Origin of the sequence: Acidisphaera rubrifaciens HS-AP3, assembly GCF_000964365.1 — a bacterium.
Lineage (GTDB): Bacteria > Pseudomonadota > Alphaproteobacteria > Acetobacterales > Acetobacteraceae > Acidisphaera > Acidisphaera rubrifaciens.
The window spans coordinates 1-19186 of sequence record NZ_BANB01000425.1 but is presented as its reverse complement, the minus strand read 5'-3'; the positions used below and the strand labels follow the sequence as shown (position 1 = coordinate 19186).

Annotated in this window: 19 protein-coding genes; 8 read left to right on the top strand and 11 right to left on the bottom strand. The window is 69.7% G+C overall.

What is annotated here, in order from left to right; genetic code table 11:
- From B8460_RS12415 to fumC, 3 genes are all read right to left on the bottom strand, one after another.
- On the bottom strand, nucleotides 1-444 hold a 444-nt coding region (locus B8460_RS12415; protein WP_048861916.1), incomplete at its 3' end, for a threonine/serine exporter family protein.
- A gap of 16 nt (nucleotides 445-460) precedes the next feature.
- Nucleotides 461-2104 carry an NAD-dependent malic enzyme gene (locus B8460_RS12410; RefSeq protein WP_048861915.1) on the bottom strand — a complete coding sequence of 548 codons (1644 nt, stop codon included), beginning with the start codon at nucleotides 2102-2104 and terminating at the stop codon, nucleotides 461-463.
- Nucleotides 2105-2140: 36 nt separating this feature from the next.
- On the bottom strand, nucleotides 2141-3547 hold the full coding sequence (gene fumC, locus B8460_RS12405; protein ID WP_048861914.1) for a class II fumarate hydratase: 1407 nt from the start codon (nucleotides 3545-3547) through the stop codon (nucleotides 2141-2143).
- A gap of 151 nt (nucleotides 3548-3698) precedes the next feature.
- Here fumC and poxB point away from each other — a divergent pair, with 151 nt between their 5' ends.
- On the top strand, nucleotides 3699-5426 hold the full coding sequence (gene poxB, locus B8460_RS12400) for a ubiquinone-dependent pyruvate dehydrogenase (protein WP_048861913.1): 1728 nt from the start codon (nucleotides 3699-3701) through the stop codon (nucleotides 5424-5426).
- Nucleotides 5427-5463: 37 nt separating this feature from the next.
- Here the strand turns inward: poxB and B8460_RS12395 are convergent, their stop codons facing one another.
- The 6 genes from B8460_RS12395 to B8460_RS12370 form a co-directional block, all read right to left on the bottom strand.
- Entirely contained in the window at nucleotides 5464-6174 is a 711-nt protein-coding gene (locus tag B8460_RS12395) for an ABC transporter ATP-binding protein (RefSeq protein ID WP_048861912.1), read from the bottom strand.
- Nucleotides 6164-6892, bottom strand: a complete 729-nt coding sequence (locus B8460_RS12390; RefSeq protein ID WP_048861911.1) for an ABC transporter ATP-binding protein — start codon at nucleotides 6890-6892, stop codon at nucleotides 6164-6166. The genes B8460_RS12395 and B8460_RS12390 overlap by 11 nt, the downstream gene beginning before the upstream one ends.
- Nucleotides 6882-7799 carry a branched-chain amino acid ABC transporter permease gene (locus tag B8460_RS12385; protein ID WP_048861910.1) on the bottom strand — a complete coding sequence of 306 codons (918 nt, stop codon included), beginning with the start codon at nucleotides 7797-7799 and terminating at the stop codon, nucleotides 6882-6884. The genes B8460_RS12390 and B8460_RS12385 overlap by 11 nt, the downstream gene beginning before the upstream one ends.
- 1 nt (nucleotide 7800) lies before the next feature.
- Nucleotides 7801-8676 carry a branched-chain amino acid ABC transporter permease gene (locus tag B8460_RS12380; RefSeq protein ID WP_241771181.1) on the bottom strand — a complete coding sequence of 292 codons (876 nt, stop codon included), beginning with the start codon at nucleotides 8674-8676 and terminating at the stop codon, nucleotides 7801-7803.
- A 29-nt stretch (nucleotides 8677-8705) separates the two neighbouring features.
- Nucleotides 8706-9977, bottom strand: coding sequence for an ABC transporter substrate-binding protein (locus B8460_RS12375; protein WP_048861908.1), 1272 nt, complete (start codon nucleotides 9975-9977; stop codon nucleotides 8706-8708).
- An 86-nt stretch (nucleotides 9978-10063) separates the two neighbouring features.
- Entirely contained in the window at nucleotides 10064-10981 is a 918-nt protein-coding gene (locus B8460_RS12370; RefSeq protein ID WP_241771180.1) for an alpha/beta fold hydrolase, read from the bottom strand.
- 41 nt (nucleotides 10982-11022) lie between these two features.
- Here B8460_RS12370 and B8460_RS12365 point away from each other — a divergent pair, with 41 nt between their 5' ends.
- Nucleotides 11023-11280 carry a hypothetical protein gene (locus B8460_RS12365; protein WP_048861906.1) on the top strand — a complete coding sequence of 86 codons (258 nt, stop codon included), beginning with the start codon at nucleotides 11023-11025 and terminating at the stop codon, nucleotides 11278-11280.
- A gap of 6 nt (nucleotides 11281-11286) precedes the next feature.
- Here B8460_RS12365 and B8460_RS12360 read toward each other — a convergent pair whose 3' ends face one another.
- Nucleotides 11287-11802, bottom strand: a complete 516-nt coding sequence (locus tag B8460_RS12360; protein ID WP_199445637.1) for a MarR family winged helix-turn-helix transcriptional regulator — start codon at nucleotides 11800-11802, stop codon at nucleotides 11287-11289.
- A 71-nt stretch (nucleotides 11803-11873) separates the two neighbouring features.
- On the opposite strand from B8460_RS12360, the gene badH reads away from it, so the two are divergent.
- The 6 genes from badH (at nucleotide 11874) to B8460_RS12330 (ending at nucleotide 18464) form a co-directional block, all read left to right on the top strand.
- A complete protein-coding gene (badH, locus tag B8460_RS12355; protein ID WP_048861905.1) occupies nucleotides 11874-12641 on the top strand; it encodes a 2-hydroxycyclohexanecarboxyl-CoA dehydrogenase in 768 nt (255 codons plus the stop codon).
- 19 nt (nucleotides 12642-12660) lie between these two features.
- Entirely contained in the window at nucleotides 12661-13443 is a 783-nt protein-coding gene (badI, locus tag B8460_RS12350; protein WP_048861904.1) for a 2-ketocyclohexanecarboxyl-CoA hydrolase, read from the top strand.
- Between the two features lie 14 nt (nucleotides 13444-13457).
- Complete coding sequence (locus tag B8460_RS12345) at nucleotides 13458-14633, top strand: acyl-CoA dehydrogenase family protein (RefSeq protein ID WP_048861903.1); 1176 nt, start codon at nucleotides 13458-13460, stop codon at nucleotides 14631-14633.
- 132 nt (nucleotides 14634-14765) lie between these two features.
- Entirely contained in the window at nucleotides 14766-16313 is a 1548-nt protein-coding gene (locus B8460_RS12340; RefSeq protein ID WP_084623590.1) for an AMP-binding protein, read from the top strand.
- On the top strand, nucleotides 16310-17125 hold the full coding sequence (locus tag B8460_RS12335; protein ID WP_048861902.1) for an MBL fold metallo-hydrolase: 816 nt from the start codon (nucleotides 16310-16312) through the stop codon (nucleotides 17123-17125). The genes B8460_RS12340 and B8460_RS12335 overlap by 4 nt, the downstream gene beginning before the upstream one ends.
- 145 nt (nucleotides 17126-17270) lie before the next feature.
- On the top strand, nucleotides 17271-18464 hold the full coding sequence (locus B8460_RS12330) for a methyl acetate hydrolase AcmB (protein WP_048861901.1): 1194 nt from the start codon (nucleotides 17271-17273) through the stop codon (nucleotides 18462-18464).
- 64 nt (nucleotides 18465-18528) lie between these two features.
- Here the strand turns inward: B8460_RS12330 and B8460_RS12325 are convergent.
- Nucleotides 18529-19186 (bottom strand): MFS transporter (locus B8460_RS12325; protein ID WP_048861900.1); only part of this gene is annotated, 658 nt, incomplete at its 5' end.

Sequence of the window (19186 nt, the reverse complement as noted above, 5' to 3'; positions counted from 1 at the left end):
GGCGAAGGCCGGCCAGTCGCCGCCGAACAGCCGCGCGAGGCTGCCCGCCGTCAGCCCGAGGGCGACGACCACGACCCAGCGGCTGTATTCGGGCCGGTGATGCTCCGCCGCGTCGAGCGCCGCGCGCGCCTCCGCCAGCGTGGCGCGGCCGGCCACCGCGTCATCGACGATACGCGTCACCGCGCGGACGATGTGTAGGCCGACATTCATCGCCGGCACCCGCCGACCCGTCTTGGTGCGAAAGCGGTCGCCGGACGCGACCGTCAGCAGCAGCGACTCATAGCTGATCATCAGCTGCGCCTCGCAGCCATGGGCGCCGGCGAAGCGCTCCACCAGCGCCTGCACCTCGGCGGTGTCGGCGCCGTTGGCCAGCAGCAGCCGCCCGACCATGAGCGAGAGATGCGCCACCTCGTCGAGCGGCGCCGGCTCCGGTGTGGTCAGCATCCGGGCGTGGTTGCCGTCACGGCGCGGGCGGATAGGCCGGCTTATAGGCCCGCGCGCGCACATGGGCGGCGATGTCGGCCGGACGCGGGACGCCGGCGAGGTCGTGATCGAAGATGTATTCGGCGATCTTCGTCGCGGTGCGCAGCGACGCGTCGAGGATGGTGCTCACCGGCGGGTAGATCAGCCCCTGGTCGAGATCCGTCTCGGTCACCTGCTCGGCGACGGCGCGGGCGGCGACGATGAACATCGCTTCCGTCACCCGCTTCGCCTCGGTCGCGAGCACGGCCATGCCCATGGCGGGGAAGATATAGACGTTGTTGCCCTGTCCGGGGATCATCGTCTTGCCCTTCACCTGCACGGGCGGGAAGGGGCTGCCGCTGGCGAAGATCGCGCGGCCGTCCGACCAGGTGTACGCCTCCTCCGCCGTGCATTCGGAGCGCGAGGTCGGGTTCGAATACGGGAAGATGATCGGCCGCTCGTTGATGCGGGCCATCGCCTCGATCACCGGCTGGTTGAACAGCTTCGGCACCGTGCTGACGCCGATGATCGCGGTCGGCCGCAGCGCCTCCACCGCATCGACGAACCGGTCGATCGGTGCGTGATCGTGCGCGAACGGCCTCTGGAAGTCCGCGAGGTCGTTGCGCGTGCCGACCATCAGGCCGCCGATGTCGAACAGCCATGACCGCGCCCGCGCCGCCTCGATCGGCATGCCGTCGAGCGCCATCGCCTCGCTGATCAGCTCGGCGATGCCGGTCGCCGCGGACCCGCCGCCGAGGAACAGGAAGCGCTGTTCCGCCAGCTTCGACTTCGTGACACGCAGCGCCGCGATGATGCCCGCCAGCGCGACGGCGGCGGTGCCCTGGATATCGTCGTTATAGGTGCAGATGCGGTCGCGGTAGCGCTGCAGGATCGGCACCGCGTTGATGTTCGCGAAATCCTCCCATTGCAGGCAGCTCCTCGGGAAGCGCGCCTGCACCGCCTGGACGAACTCGTCGATGAACGCGTCATATTCGGCCCCGCGCACCCGCGGCTGGCGCAGGCCGAGATAGAGCGGGTCCTCCAGCAGCGCGTGGTTGTTGGTCCCCACGTCGAGCGTGATCGGCAGGGTCAGGGCCGGCGGCACGCCGGCGCAGGCGGTGTAGAGCGCCAGCTTGCCGATCGGGATTCCCATGCCGCCCACGCCGAGATCGCCGAGGCCCAGGATGCGCTCGCCGTCGGTCACGACGATGAAGCGCACGTCCGGCTCCGGCCAGTTGGCCAACAGCTCGTGCAGCCGGCCCTTCGCCGTGATCGGCAGATAAAGGCCGCGTGCCGTGTGATAGATGTGGTCGAAGGCGCGGCAGGCGTCGCCCACCGTCGGCGTGTAGACCAGCGGCATGAAGGCGGCCGGGTCGGACATCAGCACGGCATAGAACAGCGTCTCGTTCCGCGCCTGCAGGTCGCTGAGGAACAGGTATTTCAGCAAATCGTGGTCGAGCAGCTGCATCTGCGCATGGATGCGCGCGACCTGTACGTCGAGCGTGTCGGCGACCGGTGGCAGCAGCCCCTCGATGCCGAGCGCGGCGCGGGCTGCCGCCGGGAACGCGCTGCCCCGGTTGCGGCGCGGATCGCGCAGCAGCGCCGGTCCGTGCGGCCCGGTCGTGTCGTCGGATGCGGTCATGGCGGCGACCCTTTTCGTGTGCGCTGCGGGGCGTGCTCAGGCATCGCTTGCGACGTAGGGGTGGACCATCTTCGCCGGATCGACGATGCGGTCGAACTCCGCCTCGGTGACGTAGCCGAGGGCGAGGGCGGCGGCGCGCAGCGTGAGATCGTGGTCCATCGCGTGATGGGCGATGCGCGAGGCCTTGTCATAGCCGATTACCGGCGCCAGCGCGGTGACCAGCATCAGCGAGCGGTCGACATATTCGGCGATGCGCTTGACGTTCGGCTTCGTCCCCTCGACCAGGAAGCGGCGGAAATTGACGCAGCCGTCGCTCAGGATCGTGATGGAGTGCATGATGTTGAAGATCATCACCGGCTTGTAGACGTTCATCTCCAGATAGCCGCCGGCGCCGCCGAGGCCGACCGCGACGTCGTTGCCGATGACCTGTGCGGCGATCATCGTCAGCGCCTCCGCCTGCGTCGGGTTGACCTTGCCGGGCATGATCGACGATCCCGGCTCGTTCTCCGGGATCAGCAGCTCGGCGAAGCCCGCGCGCGGACCGCACGACATCAGCCTTATGTCGTTGGCGATCTTGTACAGCGACACCGCCAGCGTGCGCAGCGTGCCCGACAGATGCACCAGCGCGTCATGCGCGCCCTGCACCGTGAACTTGTTGGCCGCGCTGACGAACGGCAGGCCGGTCAGCCGGGCGATCTCCGCCGCGGCGGCATCGGCGAAGCCCGGTGCCGCGTTGATGCCCGTGCCGACCGCGGTGCCGCCGAGGGCGAGGCGGTACACGTCGCCCAGCGCCGCGTCGAGGCGCGCCAGATCGTCGGCGAGCATGCCGGCATAGCCGGACCATTCCTGCCCGAGCGTGATCGGCGTCGCGTCCTGCATGTGGGTGCGGCCGATCTTGACGATGTCGCGCCATTCCTCGGCCTTGGCCGCGATCGCGTCGTGCAGCGCCCGCACCGCCGGCACCAGCCGCCCGGTGACGCCGACCGCGGCCGCGATATACATGGCCGAGGGGAAGCTGTCGTTGGACGACTGCGACATGTTGACGTGATCGTTCGGATGCACCGGCGCCTTGCTGCCGAGCGGGGTGCCGGCGAGCTGGCAGCACCGGTTGGATATCACTTCGTTGACGTTCATGTTGAACTGGGTGCCGCTGCCGGTCATCCATACATGCAGCGGGAACATGTCGTGGTGCTGGCCGGCGAGGATCTCGTCGGCCACCTGTACGATCAGGTCATGCGCCCGCGCATCGAGCCGTCCGCCCGCGTGGTTGGCATGCGCACACGCCTTTTTCAGCGTCGCATAGGCGGTGATCATCTCGCGCGGAATGAGATCCTTGCCGATGCTGAAATGTTCCAGCGACCGCTGGGTCTGCGCCCCCCACAGCCGGTCCGCGGGCACCTCGACCTCGCCGAGGCTATCGGTTTCCTTACGGTAGGCTGTCACAGGCCTCTCCCCATCAGGTTGCGACGCGCAGGCGAACGGGTCGGCGGTGCCGGTCCGTTCCGATTGCCGGATCGGCGGCCGGAGTGCACCATGTCGCGGCATGCGTGCATAGATCCACGGTAGATGACAACATTACGATAAGGGAAGAGCGATGGCGGCCACGGTTGCTGAGCAGTTCGTCGACACGCTCGCCGCGGCGGGCGTCGCGCGGATCTACGGCATCGTCGGGGACAGCCTGAACGGCCTGACCGACGCGCTGCGCCGGCAGGGACGCATCGCCTGGCTGCACGTCCGCCACGAGGAGGTGGCGGCCTTCGCCGCCGGGGCGGAGGCGCACCTGACCGGCGCGCTCGCGGTCTGCGCCGGCAGTTGCGGGCCGGGCAACCTGCATCTGATCAACGGTCTTTTCGACTGTCATCGCTCGCGTGTCCCGGTGCTCGCGATCGCCGCCCACATCCCCTCGGCCGAAATCGGGTCCGGCTATTTCCAGGAGACGCACCCGGAAAACCTGTTCCGGGAATGCTCGTCGTACTGCGAGCTGGTCGCCGACCCGGCCCAGATGCCCCGCGCCCTGGAGACGGCGATCCGGCACGCGACGACCCACCGGGCGGTGGCCGTGCTGGTCATCCCGGGGGACGTCGCGTTGCGGCAGGCCATTCCGGCGCCGCCCGCCAAGCCCGGCGGCCTGCTGCCGGCGCCCCCGGTCGTGGTGCCCGACGACCCCTCCCTCGACCGGCTCGCCGCGCTGCTGAACCAGGGAGGCCGCACCACGCTGCTGTGCGGCTCCGGCTGTGCCGGCGCCCATGCCGAGGTGCTCGCGCTGGCCGAGGCGCTGAAGGCCCCGATCGTGCATGCCCTCAAGGGCAAGGAGCATGTCGAGTGGGACAATCCCTATGACGTCGGCATGACCGGGCTGATCGGCTTCGCCTCGGGCTACTACGCGATGGAGGCGTGCGAGACGCTGGTGATGCTGGGGACGGATTTCCCGTATCGCCAGTTCTATCCGGCGAAGGCGCGGATCGTGCAGATCGACCTGCGTGGCGAGAATATCGGACGGCGGGTGCCGGTGGATCTCGGGCTGATCGGCGACGTGGGGCCGACCATCGCGCGGCTGCTGCCGAAGCTGACGGCGCGGCCTGACCGTGCGCATCTGGACCGCGCGCTCGACCATTACCGCGACGCGCGCCGCGGTCTCGACGACCTCGCGACGGGGCGCAAGGGCGGCCCGCTGCATCCGCAGCACATCGCGCGGGTGCTCAGCGAACTTGCCGCCGACGATGCGGTCTTTACCTGCGATGTCGGCCTGCCGACGGTCTGGGCGGCGCGCTACCTCGCGATGAACGGGCGCCGCCGGCTGATCGGCTCGTTCTGGCATGGCTCGATGGCGAACGCGATGGCACAGGCCGTGGGCGCGCAGGCGGCATTTCCCGGGCGACAGGTGATCTCGCTGTCCGGCGACGGCGGCTTCACCATGCTGATGGGCGACCTGCTCAGCTTCAAGCAGCTAGGGCTGCCGGCGAAGATCGTCGTGTTCAACAACGGCGCCCTCGGCTTCATCGAGCTGGAGCAGAAATCGTCGGGCTTCCTCAACACCGGCACCGGGCTCGACAATCCCAACTTCGCCGCGATGGCCGAGGCTGTCGGCATCAAGGGCGTGCGGATCGAGGACCCGTCTGAGGTCGAGGCGAAGGTCGCCGAGGCGCTCGCCCATCCCGGGCCGGTGGTGGTGGACGCCGTCGTGACCCGCATGGAGCTGGCGATGCCGCCCAAGATCACCGCGCAGATGGCCAAGGGCTTCACGCTCTACATGGTCCGCGCGGTGCTGAACGGCCGCACCGACGAGGTGATCGACCTCGCGAAGACCAACGTCCGGCGCTAGACGGCGGGCGGTAGGCGACGGGCGGCGGCGGCGCGGATCAGGTCAGACCGAAATACGCGCGCTCCAGCGCGTCGTTGGCATGAAGCTCGGCCGTCGTGCCGGTGAACACCGTCCGGCCGCGTTCGAGCGTGCAGACCCGGTCCGCGAGGTCGAGGAACGCGACATTCTGCTCGGCGATCAGCAGCGCCAGCCCCTCCGCGCGGAAGCGTCCGAGGACGGCCAGCACCTCCGCCACATAGAGCGGCGACAGTCCGGCCGAGGGCTCGTCCATGACCAGCAGGCGCGGGCGCCCGGCCAGCGCCTTGGCGATGCCGAGCATCTTGCGCTGGCCGCCGGACAGGCTGCCCGCCAGCGACCGCCGCTTGCCGGCGAGGTCGGGGAAGCGCGCATAGAGCGCGTCGATCGCCGCCGCCCGTGCGGCGCGCGGGGCGAAACGGCTGCCGATACGCAGATTGTCCGCGATCGTCATGTCAGGAAACACGCCGAGTTCGGACATGTAGGCGACCCCGCGCCGGACGCGCTGGTCGGTCGTCTCATGCGTGACGGCGGCGCCGTCCAGCGTGATGGTGCCGCGCCATGCCGGCATCAGGCCCATCAGCACGCGCAGCAGCGTCGTCTTGCCCGCCCCGTTGGCGCCGAGGAGCACCACCGTCTCCCCCGCCGCCACCGCGATGTCCGCGCCCCACAGCACCTGCACGCCGCCATAGCCGGATTCCAGGCCGGAAGCGCGCAGCAGCTCATCCGCCATGCGCGCCTCCCAGGAACACCCGCTTCACGTCGCCGTCGCGCACCGCCTCGGCAAGCCGGCCGCCGAAGATCGCGCGTCCCGCGTTCATGACGATGACGCGGTCGGTCACCCGTTCGATGAAGCCCATCAGATGCTCGACGACGAGGATCGCCATGCCGCGATCGGCGAGGGCGCGCAGACGTTCGGCCATGCGCAGCAATTCCGTGGGGTTCAGCCCCGCCGCCAGCTCGTCGACGAGCAGCAGCCGCGGCGCGGTCGCCAGCGCGCGCGCCAGGTCCAGCGTCTTCTGCTCCGCGCTGTTCAGCTCGCCCGCCGGCCGCGCGGCCTGTCCCGCCAGCCCGAGCGAGGCCAGCAGCGTGTCGAGGTCGGGGGGCGTGGACCCGCATCCCTCGGTCGCCGCGACCAGCACGTTCTCCCGCACCGTCAGCGATGCGAAGGGGCGCGGCGACTGATAGGTGCGGTTGATCCCGAGGCGCGACAGGCGATGCGGGCGCAGACCGGGGATGCGGCGGCCGTCATAGGTGACCACGCCGCCGTCGGGCCGCTGCAGGCCGCCGATCGTGTTGATGCAGGTCGTCTTGCCCGACCCGTTCGGCCCGACCAGCCCCAGCACCTCGCCCGCGCGCAGGTCAAGGCTGAGCCCGTCGAGCGCGCGGAACCCGCCGAAGCGCTTGACGAGGTCGCGCACCTCCAGCAGGGGCGGCGGCTCAGGGGACACGTATCCCCCGCTGCGTCAGCAGGGACACCAGCCCGTTCGGCAGGAACAGCACGAGCACGACGATCAGCGCGCCATAGATCAGCTGGAAATACTGCGGCACCGCGATGCCGATCCAGTTGTAGACGCCATACAGCAGCAGCACGCCGATCAGCGGCCCCAGCAACGTGCCCGCGCCGCCGAACAGGGTGAACACGATCGCGAAGATGCTGATGCTCATGTCGAACGCCGTCTCCGGGTAGAACACGGAGATCTGCCAGGCGAACGCCCCGCCGGCGAGCGATGCGACCAGGGCCGACAGCAGCCACGCGATCGTCCGCGCCCGGACGATGTTGACGCCGGCGGAGGCCGCGCTGACCGGATCGTCGCGCAGCGCCATCAGCGCCAGCCCGAAGCGCCCGTTGCGCAGCCACACGATCGCCGCCATCGTCGCCCCCATCAGCGCGACCGCGACGAGATAGCTCGCGCGCGGCGCGAACACGGCCGAGAGGGAAACGCCGTAGGGACCCTTCGTGATGGGGGCCAGCGCGGGGTTCGCGACGACCTGATAGACCGCCTGCGCGGCGGCGAGGTTGGCGATGGCGAAATACGCGCCCGACAGGCGCAGCAGCGGCGTCAGGATCAGGCCGAGGGCGATACCGGCGCCGCCCGCCACCGCCAGCGCCGCCGCCGGATGCACACCCGCCATCGCCGCGATCGCGAACCCATAGGCGCCGGCGCCGAAGAAGCCGACATAGCCGAACGGCAGATAGCCGGTGAAGCCGTAGATGGCGTTCATCCCCTGCGCCAGGGTGATGTACAGCACGAAGTTGAACAGCAGCAGGACGTTGCCGTACAGGTTCGGCGCCCACGCCGCGATCGCGACGGTGGGCAGCACGATCAGGCACAGCTCGCGCCAGCCGCGCCCCATGTCAGGCCCGCCGCACGCGGCGGCCGAGCAGGCCGGACGGGCGCACCAGCAGCACCGCGATCAGCAGCAGGTTCGGCAACAGGTTGGCCCAGGCGCTGAGAAAGGTCTGCATCAGCATCAGCGACACGCCGTAGATGATGCCGCCGAGGACGGTTCCGATCGGATTGCCGAGCGTGCCGATCACGATCACCGCAAACGCCGCGATGTTGAGGTCGGGGCCGATCGCCGGCGTCACGCTGCCGAGCATGAAGGGCGCGAACACGCCCGCGATGCCGGCCAGCGCCAGTGCGATGCCGAAGGCGAGGGAGCAGACGCGGTCCACGTCGATGCCGCTCGCCTTCGCCTCCTCGCGGTTGCTCATCACCGCCCGGGTCAGCATGCCGGGCGGGCTGTGATACAGGTACAGATACAGGGCGGCGACGCACACGGCGCTGACGGCGCCGGCCCATACCCAGGCGGCCGGCAGCACCTGCCCGAGGATACGCACCGGATGATGGCCGAGCACACGCCCCGGGATCGACCGTTCCGTGGTGCCGAAGGCGATCGTCGCCGCCGCCTCGATGATCTGCTGCAGCCCGAAGAACAGGATCAGCGACAGCATCTCCGCGTCGCGCGCGCGCAGCAGGCGCGGCACGATCAGGTAATAGACGGGAATCCCGATCGCGGTGAACGCCAGCAGGATCGCCAGCGCCGCCAGCAGCGGATGCACCGCCCATGCGGTGAACAGCGCCCAGGCCGCATAGGCGCCGAGCATGATCACGTCGCCATGCGCGAGGTTGACGATGCGCATGACGCCGAACATCAGGTTCAGGCCGAGGCCGACGAGCGTGAAATAGAGCCCGTAGACCAGCCCGCCGAGCACGGCATGGTACAACATGCGGATCGCGGTGCCGGCCGTGCCGACCGTCAGGGCGTCGTGTACACCGGCTTGCCGGTCGCGAGCGACGGCGGATAGACGACGACGTTCGTCACCGTGTTGCCATGCGCGATCAGTTGCCCGAGCGGCGTGATTTCGCCGATCTGCTGGCCGGTCGCGTCAAGCTCGAACGGGCCGTCGAGGGTGCGCACATGCCCCGACTGCGCGAACAGCGCGCGGCGCAGCGCCAGCTGATCCAGGCTGTCCGCCGCGCCGAGCGTCTGGCCGATCATCAGCCCCACCGTGTAGCCCGCGATGGCGTTGAAGCCGAACGCCACGCCCTGGCTGCGATACGCCGTCTCGAACGCCTGACGATAGGTGGCGACATCCATGCCGACGGTTGGCTTGTAGTCCAGCGCCTGCGCGGTGACATAGCTGAACACGTGGTCGATGCCCTGCGCGCCGACATTCTTGACGATCTCGTCGGTCTCGATGCCGGGATACAGCGCGAAGATGAAGCGGAACGTCTGGCCGCTGTCCTGCAGGTTGCGCAGGAAGGCGATGTCGTTGCCGACATACCCCAACTCGATCACCGCGTCCGGCGACGCTGCCGCGATGTTGCCGATCAGGGTGGTGTAGTTGGAGGTGCTGGTGGGCACGCCCTGATCGAACACGATGTCGATCGGCGCGTGGCTGGCCTTGATGAAGCCGACCAGCGCCTCGTGCTGCGTGCTGGTGAAATCATTGGTCGAGTACAGGATCGCGACCTTTTTCAGACCGTCCTTCACGCCCTGATTGATCAGGAAATCGGCCAGGTATTTCGGCCAGATCGTCGATGCGGGATCGGCCAGCAGCGCGATATAGGGGTTGTCGTGCGTGAAGAACTTCGCGCCGGTGCCGGTCGGATCGAACAGCATCATCTTGTGCTCGCGGGCGATCGGCACCGCGACGGCGGTCAGCACCGAGCCGGAATCGCCCACCAGCAGATCGACGTGATCCTGCGTGATCAGCTGGTTGATCAGCGTCGCGGCGGTGCCGGGATTGCTCTGGTCGTCATAGGAGATCAGTTGCAGCTTGATCTTGCGGCCATAGGCTTTCACGAAGGCCCCGCCGTCGGCGTTCGTGCGGTCGATCCACAGCTTCAGCCCGTCATAGACCGGCATGGAGATCGACGCATACGCCCCTGATGCCGCATGAAGACTGCCGATCTTGATGACGGCCGGGGCAGGCGGTTCGGCGACCGCGCGCGTGCCCGCTGTGCAGACAAGCAACGCCAGGGCGGCGGCCGCGCGGATGCAGGACTTGATTTCCAGGCGTCGCATCCGTTGTTCCTCCCAGCCCGCCGTCGCATGTTTCGCGGCAACGACCCTATAGATGGTTTTTGTGAGGCGTCAAACCGCGCCGGACGTCATGTCGACGTCTCGTGCGCCGCGAGGAACTCCAGCAGGACCGCGGCGGTCTTGTCCGGATGCTGGTCGACGAAGAAATGCCCACCCGGCAGCGATGCCGCCGTGACGTCGGTGCAGCGTTCCCGCCATTTCGACGCGATGTCGTAGCGCCGCGCCATCACGCCGCCCGCGCCGTACGCGACAAGGGTCGGGCACGCGACCTTGCGGTCGATATCCGCCGCGTCGTGCACAAGGTCGATGCCCGCCGCCGCGCGGTAGTCCGAACACGATCCGTGGATCATCGCCGGATCGCGCCATGCCGCGCGGTAGGCCGCCAGCATCTCCACGTCGAAATCGGCGATCGTCGTGGCGCCCCAGCCGACCAGGCAGGTCTCGTAGAAGAAATCGGGATCGTTGCCGATCAGCCGCTCGGGAAACGGCTCGGGTTGTGCCAGGAAAAACCAGTGCCAGTAGGCGCCGGCGACATGGCGGTCGAGTTCCATGAACATCGCGTGCGTCGGTACGATGTCCATCACCGTCAGCGTACGGACGGCGTCGGCGTGATCGAGCGCGAGCCGGTGCGCGGTGCGCCCGCCGCGATCATGCCCGACGAGGTGAAAGCTTGGATGGCCCAGCGCGCGCATCAGCCCGACCTGATCCGCCGCCATGGCGCGGAACGCATAATTCGACCGGTCCGGCAGGCAGCGCGGCTTCGCCGACGCGCCGTAGCCGCGCAGGTCGGCGCAGACGACGCGATACCGCGCGGCGAGGATCGGGGCGACGCGGGCCCACATCGCCATGGTCTGCGGATAGCCGTGCAGCAGCAGCACCGGCGGCCCGGACCCGCCCTCGACGCAGGCGATGTCGTGATCCCCGACCGTGACCGTGCGACGCGCGAAGCCCTCGAACATCCCCCACCCCGTTGCTTTTCGCGGCATCTTCGGGCCACCCCACGCCGAACGCAACGGAGCGAGCCCGCATGTCCGCCCCATTCAATCCGCTGATCGCCGTCGGCGTCCTCGGCTCCACGGCCGTCACGGACGCCGCCTATGTGTTCTTCAACGCCGCCGTCGCCGCCCGCCGCCGGGTCGTCGCGGCGAACTGGAGCGGGGCGTGGTATCTTCTCTCGGCCTTCGCGGTGATCAGCTACACGCAGAACGCCTTCTATGTCGTGTTCGCGGCGGCGGGATCGTGGCTCGGCGCCTATGCCTCGGTCAGTCTGCTGCGCCGCCGCTGAACGCCGTCATGCGTCCGCCTCGCCGCCGGACAGCGCGGCGAGGCCGTCGCGCAGCCGGTCGAGCAGGCGGAACAGCGTCACGCAATCCTGCGTGGAGAACCCGGCCAGCGCCTCGTCGTAATAGGCGCGGATGCTGCCGCGCATCTCCGCCCACACCGCGGCCCCCTGCGCGGTCAGCCGGACATGGCGCAGCCGCCCGTCGCCGCGCACCCGCACCCGCTCCACCAGTCCCGCCGCTTCCAGCCGGTCGAGCACGGCGCTGAGGTTCTGCCGGCTGACCATCAGGAAGGTCAGCAGATCCTTGACCGTCATCCCCTCGGCCCGCGCCTGCGGCCGCGACAGCGCGCCGAGCACCGCCCATTGCTGCGTCGTCGCGCCATAGCGCGCGACCGCCCGCGTGCCCGTCTTATGCAACAGGTTGGACGCCTGGTACAGCCGCAGGAACAGCCGGTTGGCGACATCGAACCGTGCCGCCGCGTCCTGCGCCGGGTGCAGGGGTGCCATCTCGTCCGGATAATCCATCAATGTCTTGCCATATTCTGCATGATGTAGCATACCATTGATACATTCGGGATGCCAGCTTGGAGGGGTCGATGCGGGGGCTGAGGGACAAGGTGGTCATCGTCACCGGCGGCGGCGGCGGCATCGGGGGCGCCACCTGCCGGCGCTTCGCGGCCGAGGGTGCCATCGTTGCCGTCTTCGACATCGACACCGCAGCCGCCGGCCGCGTGGCCGACGCGATCGCTGCGGACGGCGGACGCGCGCGCGCCTTCGCCTGCGACATCACCGACCATGCGGCGGTGGCCGCCGCCGTCGCCGCGGCGGAGGCGGCGTTCGGCCCCACGGACGTGCTGGTGAACAATGCCGGCTGGGACGTCTTCCGCCTGTTCCGCGACACCACGCCCGAGGAATGGCAGAAGCTGATCGCGATCAACCTCACCGGCCCGCTCAACATGCATCACGTCGTGCTGCCGGGCATGGTGGCGCGCCGCGCCGGGCGGATCGTCAACATCGCCTCCGACGCGGCGCGCGTCGGCTCGTCGGGCGAGGCGGTCTATGCCGCCTGCAAGGCGGGGCTGCTCGGCTTTTCCAAGACGCTCGCGCGCGAGCACGCCCGCCACAACATCACCGTCAACGTCGTCTGTCCAGGTCCCACCGATACCGCGCTGTTCGAGGGCTACAAGCGCGGCGCCGGCAATCCGGAAAAGCTGGAGGAGGCGTTCCGCCGCGCGGTGCCCATGGGCCGCATCGGCACGCCCGACGACCTGCCCGGCGCCATCCTGTTCTTCGCCAGCGACGATGCCGCCTATGTCACCGGACAGGTGCTCAGCGTGTCCGGCGGCCTCACCATGGCCGGCTGAGCGGGAAGGGAGCGCCCACATGCAGTACGAAGACATCCTGTACGACGCGGCGGACGGCGTCGCCACCATCACCATCAACCGACCGGCGGTGATGAACGCCTTTCGCGGCCGCACCTGCGAGGAACTGATCCACGCCTTCAACCGCGCCGGCTGGGATAAGGCGATCGGGGTGATCGTGTTGACGGGTGCGGGCGACCGCGCCTTCTGCACCGGCGGCGACCAGTCGGCGCATAGCGGCAATTACGACGGGCGCGGCCTGATCGGCCTGCCGGTGGAGGAGCTGCAGTCGATCATACGCGACGTGCCGAAGCCGGTGATCGCGCGGGTGCAGGGCTATGCGATCGGCGGCGGCAACGTGCTCGCGACGCTCTGCGACCTCACGATCGCGTCGGAGCGCGCGCAGTTCGGGCAGGTCGGGCCAAAGGTCGGCTCGGTGGATCCCGGCTTCGGCACCGCCTATCTCGCGCGCGTCGTGGGCGAGAAGAAGGCGCGCGAGATCTGGTACCTCTGCCGTCGCTACACCGCCGCCGAGGCGCAGGCGATGGGCCTCGTCAACGCCGTCGTCCCGCACGACCAGCTCGACGCCGAGGTCGCCCGCTGGTGCGCCGAAATCCTGGAACGCAGCCCGACGGCGATCGCGATCGCCAAGCGGTCGTTCAACGCCGACAGCGAGAACATCCGCGGCATCGGCGCGATGGGGATGCAGTCGTTGGCGATGTACTACGCGACCGAGGAATCGCGCGAGGGCGTGCGCGCCTTCAACGAGAAGCGCAAACCCGACTTCCGCCGCTTCCAGCGCTGACGGGAGACACCGCGATGACGCCCCTCCTGCCGCTCGATCCGGCGGCGCAGGCCTTTGTCGAGACCGCACGGCGCTTCGCGGCCGAGCGGATCGCGCCCGGCTATGCCACGCGCGAGGCGGAGGGGCGCATCGACCGCGCGCTGGTCCGCGCGATGGGCGCGCTGGGGCTGATCGGCCCCGATCTGCCGGAGGCGGCGGGCGGCTTCGGCGCCGACAGCGTCACCGCCGGCCTCGCGATGGAGGCGGTCGGCTACGCCGATCCGAATGTCGCCTATGTGCCGCTCCTCGCCTCGCTGTGCGGCCAGATCATCGCCCGCTATGCCGATCCGTCGCTGGCGCGGCACTGGATCGCGCGCATCACGGCGGGGGAGGCGCTGGTCTGCATCGCGCTGACCGAACCGCGGGGCGGATCGGACGCCGCGCATCTGGCGCTCGCCGCGCGGCGCGACGGCGACGCCTATGTGCTGCGCGGCGAGAAATCGTCGATCAGCATGGCGGATCAGGCGGACATGGCCGTCGTCTTCGCCCGCACCGGCCCGGCGGAATCCGGCGCGCGCGGCGTGTCGGCCTTTCTCGTGCCGATGGACGCGCCGGGGGCCACGACGACGCGATTCGACGATCTCGGCAGCCGCTGCATCGGGCGCGGCTCGATCTTCTTCGACGACGTGCGGGTGCCTCTCGCGCACCGGCTCGCGGACGAGGGCGCGGGCTTCGCGCAGGTGATGGGCGGCTTCGACTACAGCCGCGCCCTGATCGGCCTGCAATGCGTCGCGGCGGCGCAGGCGTCGCTGGACGAGACCTGGCGCTATGTCACCGAACGGCCCGCCTTCGGCGCCCCGATCGCGCAGTATCAGGGCGTCAGCTTTCCGCTGGCGGAGGGAGAGGGGCTGCTCGCCGCGGTGCGGCAGCTTTGCTACCACACGCTGCGGCTGCGCGACGCCGGTCTGCCGCACACGGCGGAGGCGGCGATGTGCAAATGGCTGGGGCCGAAGACGGCGGTGGACGTGATCCATCAATGCCTGCTCACCCACGGGCATTACGGCTGGTCGATGGAGCTGCCGCATCAACGCCGGCTGCGCGACATCATGGGGCTGGAGATCGGCGACGGCACCGCGCAGATCATGAAGCTGATCGTCGCGCGCGAGCGCGCCGGACGCGTCGCCGTGCAGCACGGGGCGCGCGGCGGCTGATCCTGCCGCGCCGACAGCAAGCCGGCCGCCAGATGCCGGTGCCAGGGGGGAGGGAACGCCGCATGGACTTCGACCGCACACGGCTGTTGTCCCGGGGGGGCTGCCGCGCGCGCGGCCGGACACTGGCGCGACATGACCTTGCTCGACCATCTGGCCCGCGCCGTCGCGGCGACGCCCGACAAGCCCGCCGTCCACGCCACGCGGGCGGAGAACGGCACGGTGCGGACCCTGTCCTATGCGGAACTGGACCGCCTGTCGTCGGAGGCCGCGTGCGGGCTGCGTCGGCTCGGGGTGACGCCGGGCAAGGTCGTGTCCTTCCAGTTGCCGAACTGGTGGGAGTTCACGGTCCTCCACCTCGCCTGTCTGAAGGCGGCAGCGGTCTCAAATCCGCTGATGACGATCTTCCGCGAGCGCGAGCTGCGGTTCATGCTCGGCCACGCCCGCAGCCGCGTGCTGATCACGGCGTCGTCGTTCCGCGGCCATGACCACCGTGCGCTCGCCCATGCCGTGCGCGACGCGGTGCCGACGCTCGCGCATGTACGCATCGCCGGCGCGGCGGGGACGGAGGGGTTCGACAGTCTGCTCGGCGCGACCGACGGCGCCGACCGGCGGCCCGATTCCGACGACGTGATCCAGCTTCTCTACACCAGCGGCACGACGGGCGAGCCGAAAGGCGTCATGCACACGTCGAACACCATGCTGTCCAACCTCGTACCGTTCGCGGCGCGGCTCGGGCTCGGCGCCGGGGACGTGATCCACATGCCCTCGCCGCTCGCGCATCAGCTCGGCTTCATGTACGGCGTCGTGCTGCCGGTGATGCTGGGCGCCACGTCGGTGCTGCAGGACGTGTTCGCGCCGGATACGATGGCGGCGCAGATACGCGAGACCGGTGCGACCTTCACCATGGGGGCGACGCCGTTCCTCAACGATCTTGCCGAGCATGTGGGCGGAAGCGGCGCGGGGACGTCGACCTTGTGCGTCTTCGTCTCGGCCGGCGCGCCGATCCCGCCCGCGCTGGTGGCGCGCGCCCGTGCCGCGCTGGGCTGCGCGGTCATCTCCGCCTGGGGCATGTCGGAGAACGGCGCGGTGACGACCACTTGCCCGGACGACAGCGAGGCGCGCATCACCGGCACCGACGGCACCGCCCTCGACGGCATGGAGGTGCGGATCGTGGACGCGCGGGGCGCCGCGCTGCCGGCCGACAGCGAGGGGCGGCTTCAGGTGCGCGGCTGCTCGAACTTCGCGGGCTATCTCGGCCGTCCCGATCTCGACAACACCGACACCGAGGGCTGGTTCGACACCGGCGACCTCGCGCGCATGGACGCCGCCGGCTACATCCGCATCTGCGGCCGGTCGAAGGACATCATCATCCGCGGCGGCGAGAACATCCCCGTCGTGGAGGTCGAATCGCTGATCTTCCGCCACCCTGCCGTGGCCGAGGTCGCCGTGGTCGGTTATCCGGACCCGCGCCTCGGCGAACGCGCCTGCGCGGTGGTGCGGCTGCGCGCGGGCGCTACCCTCGACTTCGCTGGCCTGCGCGCGCATCTGGAGGCACAGCGCATGGCGCGTCACTACATGCCGGAACGCCTGCCGATCCTCGACGAGCTACCGCGCACGCCGAGCGGCAAGGTGCAAAAGTTCCGCCTGCGCGCGCTTCTCGCCGAGGCGCCCGTGTCATGACTGACGCCGCGATCTGTGTCACCTGCGGGACGCAGTACGCGCCGGGTCCGGCGCCCGATGCCTGCGCCATCTGCTCCGACGAGCGCCAGTATGTCGCCGCGACCGGACAGGCCTGGACCACGCTTGCGCGGCTGCGCCGCAGCCACATGGCCTGCGTGCGGATGGAGGGCGCGCTGCTCGGCATCGGTATCGCGCCCGCCTTCGGGATCGGCCAGCGCGCGCTGCTGGTCCGCACCCCGGCGGGCAACATCCTGTGGGACTGCATCAGCCTGGTGGACGACGCGCTGGTGACGCTGATCGGCGCGCTCGGCGGACTTGCCGGCATCGCGATCTCGCACCCGCATTACCACACGAGCTGCGTCGAATGGAGCCGCGCCTTCGGCGGCGTCCCCGTCCATCTGCATGCCGCCGACCGCGACTGGATCATGCGCCCCGATCCCGCCATCGTGCCGTGGGAGGGGGAGACGCAAGCGTTGCTGCCTGGGCTGACGCTCGTGCGCGCGGGCGGCCATTATCCAGGCGGGACGGTGCTGCACTGGGCGGACGGGCATGGCGGGGCGGGCGCGCTGCTCAGCGGCGACATCGTGCAGGTCGTCGCCGACCGCCGGCATGTCGGTTTCATGCGGTCCTATCCGAACTTCATCCCGCTCGGGGCCGCGGCCGTGGAGGGCATCGCGCGGCGGCTGTCGCATCTGGACTTCGATGCGATCTACGGCGCGTTCTGGAACCTCGTCATCCCGACGGACGGACGCGCGGCCTTCGACCGGTCGGTCGCGCGGCACCTGGACTGGCTCGCGCGGCCGGACGGCTGATCTCCCTGCGTCCGCGTCGGTGGGTGGACCACGCCCACGCGTCCGCTTTCCAGCCGGGGTGCAACTGGCTACTGTCTGGTCGGGGCAAAGAAGCCGCCGGCACGTGCTTGCGTGCGTAGCACAACAGGCAAGGAAACACGCCACCATGTCCAATTCCCTGAAATCGGCCTGTGATGCGGTGCTGCACCGCGTCACGACCGGCACGCCGCGCGTGCCGGGAGTCGTTGCGATGGCAACCGACCGCACCGGCAACATCTACGAGGGTGCGGCGGGCGAACGCACGCTCGGTGGCGCGGCGATGACGACGGACACCGTGTTCGCCATCTTCTCCACCACCAAGGCAATCACCGGCACCGCCTGCCTGCAGCTCGTGGAGGAGGGCAAGCTCGATCTCGACGCGCCCGCCAAGAAATACCTGCCGGCGATCGGCGCGCTGCAGGTGCTCGACGGCTTCGATGCCGACGGCAACCCGCGCCTGCGCGCGCCCAAGCGCGACATCACCACGCGCATGCTGCTGCTGCACACCGCCGGCCTCGGCTATGACTTTTTCAACGTCAACTATGCCCGTCTGGCGCAGGAGCACGGTCAGCCGAGCGTCGTGACCGGCACGCTCGCGGCGTTGAAGACCCCGCTGCTGTTCGATCCGGGCGAGCAGTGGGAATACGGCTCCAACATCGACTGGGCCGGGCAGGTGGTCGAGGCGATCACCGGCAAACGGCTCGGCGAGGTAATGGCCGAGCGCATCTTCAAGCCGCTCGGCATGACCAGCACCGCCTTCACCATGACGCCGGACATGAAGTCGCGGCTGGCGCATGTCCACGCGCGCGGCGAGGACGGCGGCCTCACGCCGATGCCGGACTTCATGCTGCCGCAGGAGCCGGAGGTGCACATGGGCGGCCACGGCCTGTATGCGACGGTGGGTGACTATTGCCGCTTCATCCGCATGTGGCTCAACGACGGCGCGGGCGAGGGCGGGCGTGTGCTGAAGGCCGAGACGGTGCATATGGCCGTGCAGAACGGCCTCGGCGACAAGAAGATCAAGATGCTGCCCGGCGTCATCAAGTCGCTGTCGAACGATGCCGAGTTCTTCCCCGGCATGCCGAAATCCTGGGCACTGACGTTCATGATCAACGATATCCCGGCGCCGACGGGCCGCCCGGCCGGTGCGCTTGCCTGGGCCGGGCTCGCCAACCTGTTCTACTGGATCGACCGCGCGAGCGGCATCGGCGGCTTCTGGGCGACGCAGATCCTGCCGTTCGCCGATGTCACGTCCGTCGTCGGCTACTACGATTTCGAAACCGCCGTCTATCAGAACGCCGGCCTGCGCAAGGCCGCCTGAGCGCACGCGACCGCGGACCGGGGGCGGCGGGGCGCGGCCTCGCCGCCTGTCCGGCGTGCCGGGATCAGTGACGCGCCACCGCCGACCGCGCCGCGAGGGCGACGATGGAAGCCGCGACCAGATTGGCGCCCGCCCCCAGCATGGCGGCGAGCGTGTAACTGTGCGTCGCGTCGAACAGATAGCCCGCGCCGCTCGGCCCCAGCAGCGTCCCGAACGCCGGGCCGGTATAGAGCACGCCGATGATGCCCGCGACGCTGCGGCCGCCGAACCAGTCCATCACCAGCGCCGGCATCAGCGCGACCCAGCCGCCATAGAACACGCCGAACGCCAGCGCGAAGACGCCGAGCGACCAGAAGCCGCCCAGCCACGGCCACGCGGCGAGCGACAGCGCCATCCCCACGAACATCGCCAGCAGCGACGGCAGCCGCCCGAACCGGTCGGCGAGGCCACCGAGGACGAAGCGTCCGGCCGTGCTGCCGACGCCGATCGCGCCGAGCAGCAGCGTCGCCCGTGTCGCCGCGATGCCGTGATCGGTTGCATACGGCACGAGATGCACGAACGGTACGAACACGCCGAACGACGCGATCAGACCGCCGGCATACAGCCCCGCGAAATGGCGGGTGCGGATCGCCGCCCGTACCGTCGTGCCCGCGACCGGCCCGCCGGTCGTGACCGGCGCGCGCAGCCCGTCCGGCGCGAGGCCGCGTGCCTGCGGCGCGTCC

Excerpts from the sequence above, each read along its gene's own strand:
- B8460_RS12370 (WP_241771180.1), bottom strand. The coding sequence starts at position 10,981 with ATGCCGCGAAAAGCAACGGGGTGGGGGATGTTCGAGGGCTTCGCGCGT.
- B8460_RS12345 (WP_048861903.1), top strand. The coding sequence starts at position 13,458 with ATGACGCCCCTCCTGCCGCTCGATCCGGCGGCGCAGGCCTTTGTCGAG.
- B8460_RS12330 (WP_048861901.1), top strand. The coding sequence starts at position 17,271 with ATGTCCAATTCCCTGAAATCGGCCTGTGATGCGGTGCTGCACCGCGTC.
- badH (WP_048861905.1), top strand. The coding sequence starts at position 11,874 with ATGCGGGGGCTGAGGGACAAGGTGGTCATCGTCACCGGCGGCGGCGGC.
- B8460_RS12395 (WP_048861912.1), bottom strand. The coding sequence starts at position 6,174 with ATGGCGGATGAGCTGCTGCGCGCTTCCGGCCTGGAATCCGGCTATGGC.
- B8460_RS12380 (WP_241771181.1), bottom strand. The coding sequence starts at position 8,676 with ATGTTGTACCATGCCGTGCTCGGCGGGCTGGTCTACGGGCTCTATTTC.
- badI (WP_048861904.1), top strand. The coding sequence starts at position 12,661 with ATGCAGTACGAAGACATCCTGTACGACGCGGCGGACGGCGTCGCCACC.
- B8460_RS12375 (WP_048861908.1), bottom strand. The coding sequence starts at position 9,977 with ATGCGACGCCTGGAAATCAAGTCCTGCATCCGCGCGGCCGCCGCCCTG.
- B8460_RS12360 (WP_199445637.1), bottom strand. The coding sequence starts at position 11,802 with ATGGATTATCCGGACGAGATGGCACCCCTGCACCCGGCGCAGGACGCG.
- B8460_RS12365 (WP_048861906.1), top strand. The coding sequence starts at position 11,023 with ATGTCCGCCCCATTCAATCCGCTGATCGCCGTCGGCGTCCTCGGCTCC.
- B8460_RS12335 (WP_048861902.1), top strand. The coding sequence starts at position 16,310 with ATGACTGACGCCGCGATCTGTGTCACCTGCGGGACGCAGTACGCGCCG.
- B8460_RS12385 (WP_048861910.1), bottom strand. The coding sequence starts at position 7,799 with ATGGGGCGCGGCTGGCGCGAGCTGTGCCTGATCGTGCTGCCCACCGTC.
- B8460_RS12340 (WP_084623590.1), top strand. The coding sequence starts at position 14,766 with ATGACCTTGCTCGACCATCTGGCCCGCGCCGTCGCGGCGACGCCCGAC.
- poxB (WP_048861913.1), top strand. The coding sequence starts at position 3,699 with ATGGCGGCCACGGTTGCTGAGCAGTTCGTCGACACGCTCGCCGCGGCG.
- B8460_RS12410 (WP_048861915.1), bottom strand. The coding sequence starts at position 2,104 with ATGACCGCATCCGACGACACGACCGGGCCGCACGGACCGGCGCTGCTG.